The organism is Cytophagales bacterium (assembly GCA_019456305.1).
GTDB lineage: Bacteria > Bacteroidota > Bacteroidia > Cytophagales > VRUD01 > VRUD01.
Genome location: VRUD01000137.1, coordinates 1 through 4901, shown reverse-complemented (window position 1 = coordinate 4901; position 4901 = coordinate 1). Strand labels below are relative to the sequence as shown.

Genomic DNA, 4901 nt, shown 5'->3' with positions numbered 1-4901 from the left:
CACATACCTGGGGTCAATTTCATAACCGATCCTTTCAAACAATATTTTATTTTGTTCTACCTGCGTAACTCCGAAAAACTGGATCAGCCAAAATAAGACGTACAAAATAACTACTAAAAGCGCTGAAATATAAAACCATATCGTATTAGGGAAAAAGAAAGTGGCTGATGCAATGGCTATCGGGGCTATTGTCAGCCACCATTGCCTTTTTAATAATGTTACTAAGGCTACTCTTACATAAGTGCCTGTTTTTAGCTGGTACTTTTTGGTTCTTACTATCATAATACTAATTTATATATTAGCATTTTATTATTCGTATCGGGTTAGAATGCCTTCAAACTCATGTCCAAATTTTTTGCAGAATGCGTCAAAGCTCCCACTGAAATATAATCAACCCCGCACTTGGCTACCTCTGCAATATTTTTTTCAGTTATGCCTCCGGATGCTTCTATTTCAAAACGGTTATTGATCAGCTTAACTGCTTTTTTCATCTCCTCAACGGGCATATTGTCAAGCATGATCCTATCTACCCCTCCAATTTTCAGGACTTCATTTACTTCTGCAATATTACGTGTTTCTATTTCTATTTTTAATTTTAATTCATTTTTTTTAAGATACTTTTGCGTTGCTTCAATAGCGTTTCTGATGCCTCCTGCATAATCTATATGATTGTCTTTTAGTAAGATCATATCATATAAACCCAACCTGTGATTGACGCCTCCGCCAATAGCTACTGCCCATTTTTCCATCATTCTAAAGTTGGGGGTGGTTTTGCGTGTATCTTGCAGGGCTGGGGTATGCCCCCGTCCTACAGCATTTGATATTAGTTGTTTTAATTTATTGGTATAAGTAGCAATTCCGCTCATCCGCTGCATACAATTCAATACAAGTCTTTCTGCTTTTAAAATAGACCGGGCATTACCGGCAACATTAAATGCAATATCACCAGATTTAATATTTTCCCCATCATTAATAAATGTTTCTACATTTAATGAACGGTCAACTCTGGTAAAGATATTGTTTGCAAGCTCCGCCCCCGCTAATATGCCTTTATCTTTGATAAGAAGCTGCGCTTTATTGATGGCGTTTTCAGGAACTGAAGCAAGAGAGGAATGATCTCCGTAAAGTAGAGACGTTGCATGCAACGTCTCTACTTTTCCTATGTCTTCTTCCAGTGCAAGATCAATAAACTTATTGATGCGGTCATCTGTAAGATATTTGAGATTCACGGCACAAAAATAAAAAAGCCCCGGTAATTTGGGGCTTCTAGTCATTGTTTTATTCATAAACTTCCTTTCTATGGGCAATCTTCTTAACTTGAATAATTTTGTTTTCTTTTAATTATTGAGTCCACTCCAAAAAGCATGCACTGAACGAAGTGAACGTGTTAAAAAAGAAAAAATGCCACTAAAACACCAAAGCACTAAATCCCACAAAACATTGAAAATCAATCAAATAACTTTTGTGGGATTTTGTGTTTTTGTGCTTTTGTGGCGAAAATTGACTTTTTGGAGTGGACTCATTATTCTTTATCAAAATTCAGCGTATCTATAAGATATTTGCCCTTAAATTGCTTAATAAGCATATACACGCGAAAAGAACCGCCTGAATATTTATATTTACCAATAGTATACTTCAGGCCTTCTTTTGATGAACCCTGGTGAATGTAATCAAAATCTGTTGGAGGATATTTTTTAAAAAAATCTTTTAAAACAAATTCTGCCTGGGTCTTGCTGTAGCTTGATTTATCTCCATTGATACTGAGCTCTATCATTTCATTTAAGTAACCGGCTAATGCTTTGGAACTACCCGTTTTCAAGGCAGTTTTAGCATTTTCAATAAGACTGCTTTGAGCGCTTATTGTACGGTATGATAATAACAGCAAGAATGGAATAAAAAGCAGTGTTTTGTAATTGAATAATAACTGCATAGTTCGTAAATTTAGTTATTTGTCATATTGATATTAAATGACTATCCGCTTTTATACCTAACCGCAAAGACGCAGAGACGCAAAGGTTAATTTTTTTAAAACTTTGCGTCTTGGCGACTTTGCGGTGAAAAAAACAGGTATGATTACGGATAGCCATTTGATATTAAGTAGTTAAACTCATTGATTTTACAAGCTAAAACTATGCCATTTTACAGAAATTTCTTCATAAGCCATTTCAACGCAGGCATTTTATCATCTTTATAAGGAGCATACCTGATATCCAGGTCTATCAAGTTTGATCTATGCAAGAATCCCTTCATGTGGGAAAAGGTATCAAAGCTGCTTTTACCATGGTAGGCGCCTATCCCGCTACTGCCAGTTCCACCAAAAGGCAGGTATGGGGTTCCTAAATGTATAAGGGTGTCATTTACACATCCCCCGCCTGCCGGGATGCTGTCCAATACTTTGTTAACCACCTTTTTATTTTTAGAAAACACATAGAGCGACAGGGGGTTGGGGTTTTTTTTCGCTATTTGGATCGCTTCTTCCAGATCATCATAAGTAATGACAGGCAGGATCGGGCCAAAGATCTCTTCCCTCATCACTTTGTCGTTTTCTGATACCCCTTCCAGCAAAGTAGGAGCTAAGTACAATTTTTCAGCATCATTTTCACCTCCGAAAATGACATTGCCGTTCTGCAGGTAATCAATTAACCTGTTAAAATGATTCCGGTTAATTATTTTAGGATAATAGCTGCATTCTGCAGGCTGTTTACCGTAGAATGATTCAACCTGTGTTTTAAATTCCGTAATAAACCGCTCTTTAATGTTTTTATGGATCAGAAGATAGTCAGGCGCTACGCAGGTTTGCCCTGCGTTAATGAATTTACCCCAGGCTATTCTTTTGGCAGCATATTCAAGATGTATATCCTGGTCAATAATACAGGGGCTTTTACCCCCTAATTCAAGCGTTACGGGTGTTAAGTGCTTAGCCGCTGCCTGGTAAACTATCCTGCCTACATCTGTGCTGCCTGTAAAAAAGATATAATCAAATTTTTGTTCCAGGAGTTCCTGTGAAGTTTCAATCCCGCCTTCTATCACTTTAATATATTCGGGTTCAAAGTTTTCGGAAACAATTTTACTCACTACTGCAGCGGTATTCTCTGCAAGCTCTGAAGGTTTCAGAATGCAGCAATTACCCGCTGCCATAGCGCCAATCAAGGGCGTCATAATTAATTGAAACGGATAGTTCCATGGAGCAATGATCAGGCATATACCATAAGGTTCAGGATAAATACGGCTGGATGCAATGGCATGTAAAAATGGCGTGTGTACCTTCCTGGGTTTTGCCCATTTTTTTATTTTTTTTATTGTAAAATCTATTTCACTCAACGTAAAACCAACTTCTGTAGCATAAGCTTCAAATGAAGATTTGTTCAAATCTTTGTTTAAAGCATCCAGAATAAGTTTTTCATGATCAACGATGCATTTACGTAGTTTTATTAGCTGATCTATCCTGAAGTCAACAGAGAGGGTCTTTCCTGAATTAAAAAAATGTCGTTGAAATTGAACAGCTTTTCCAATGTCCGGCTCAATTTGTATATCGGTTGTTTGCATTTGGTGAAGGTGTAATTTGTTTTTGACAAATATAACCTAAAAATCTAAATTAAAAAAAACAACTTAAATTGTAATCATTATTAACATCATGCATCAAATTATCAGTTACTGGGTGCTGGTTACTGGGTGCTGGTTGACCCTATTGTTATTAATTTTTTACTTTTACGGCAACTAAATTAAGCATAAATCATAACATTTACATCACTTTTCTTTCTTTTTAATTTAGATTTTTAGGTTATATTTGTTTTTTTTTATTTAATTTTGTATTTCATCATTTAATTAGCTTAATTTCCTGTTCCTCTTTTTAAAGCTAAAATCTTAAATCCTCAACTCTAAACTTATCAATCATGAAAAATAATAGAAAAATCAAAAACCAGGTAATTACTTCAATAGTAGCACTATTTCTAATTGCCAACTGTCTACTATCTACTGTCAACTGTCATGCTCAAAGCTGGAAAACCTATCCCTACCACGAGCCGGGGAGTGTTATCTGGTTTCCCCAGGATGAAGGATGGCATCCGGGTGTATCTGCAGAATGGTGGTACACAACTGCACATCTAACCGGAGATTCTACCGGTACAGCATATAGTTTCATGCTTACCTATTTTTACTTTCCGGTATTTCCATTTGACGGGTTCCGCATCTTTAATATTGCAAATGAGACAACAGGCGAATTCTTTCAGAATATGCAGCCCTGTACTTATGTGCTGGCACAAGATCATTTGGATATACAAGCAATGGTTGGTATAACTTCCGAAGAGTGGGTTACACTTCAGGATAGCGCCGGTGTTCTCATACCATTTGAATATCATTTGTCTGCCCATTCGCCAGATGGAGATATAGATTTGGTTTACGACATGGTCAAACGTCCGTTGATGGTGGGTGATGATGGTTTTGTTTATCTGGCTGAAACAGACAGTTCGTACTACTATTCACAAACAAAGCTTACAGTTGAAGGAACACTCACACTTGTAGGTTTCACCGAACCTGTGACAGGCACTGCCTGGATTGACCGGCAGTGGGGAGAAATGAACCCGCAATTGGGGACAACAGTTTGGGAATGGTTCAGCTACCAGCTTTCCAATGGCATGGACCTGAACGTATGGAATCTTTTCAATGCACAAGACCAGATCCCTGATACGCCAACATACAGGTTTTGCTCTATCTACATCAACGACTCAACTTCTATAACCACTTCAAATTTTACCCTTACGCGTCAGAAATATGCCTGGATGCCTGATAACCAGCGATGTTATTCGCAAGAGTGGCATTTTACTTACGCAAATATTGACCTGACGATCACCACCAACTTTTCAGACCAGGAAGTTTTCCTGCCTTTTCGTTTTTATGAAGGC

5 protein-coding genes are annotated in these 4901 nt (G+C 37.5%); 1 reads left to right on the top strand and 4 read right to left on the bottom strand.

From position 1 onward, the window contains the following. The 4 genes from FVQ77_17230 to FVQ77_17215 form a co-directional block, all read right to left on the bottom strand. A partial coding sequence (locus FVQ77_17230) for a hypothetical protein (GenBank protein MBW8052046.1) occupies positions 1–282 on the bottom strand: 282 nt, incomplete at its 3' end. 41 nt (positions 283–323) lie between these two features. Next, positions 324–1229, bottom strand: coding sequence for a carboxylating nicotinate-nucleotide diphosphorylase (gene nadC / locus FVQ77_17225; GenBank protein ID MBW8052045.1), 906 nt, complete (start codon positions 1227–1229; stop codon positions 324–326). Positions 1230–1522: 293 nt separating this feature from the next. Next, entirely contained in the window at positions 1523–1930 is a 408-nt protein-coding gene (locus FVQ77_17220; GenBank protein ID MBW8052044.1) for a DUF4783 domain-containing protein, read from the bottom strand. A gap of 209 nt (positions 1931–2139) precedes the next feature. Continuing rightward, complete coding sequence (locus tag FVQ77_17215) at positions 2140–3546, bottom strand: aldehyde dehydrogenase (protein ID MBW8052043.1); 1407 nt, start codon at positions 3544–3546, stop codon at positions 2140–2142. A 347-nt stretch (positions 3547–3893) separates the two neighbouring features. Here FVQ77_17215 and FVQ77_17210 point away from each other — a divergent pair. Then, a partial coding sequence (locus FVQ77_17210) for a carotenoid 1,2-hydratase (protein ID MBW8052042.1) occupies positions 3894–4901 on the top strand: 1008 nt, incomplete at its 3' end.

Bases quoted from the DNA above. Each gene is read 5' to 3' on its own strand.
- FVQ77_17215 (MBW8052043.1), bottom strand. From the start codon at position 3,546: ATGCAAACAACCGATATACAAATTGAGCCGGACATTGGAAAAGCTGTT.
- FVQ77_17220 (MBW8052044.1), bottom strand. From the start codon at position 1,930: ATGCAGTTATTATTCAATTACAAAACACTGCTTTTTATTCCATTCTTG.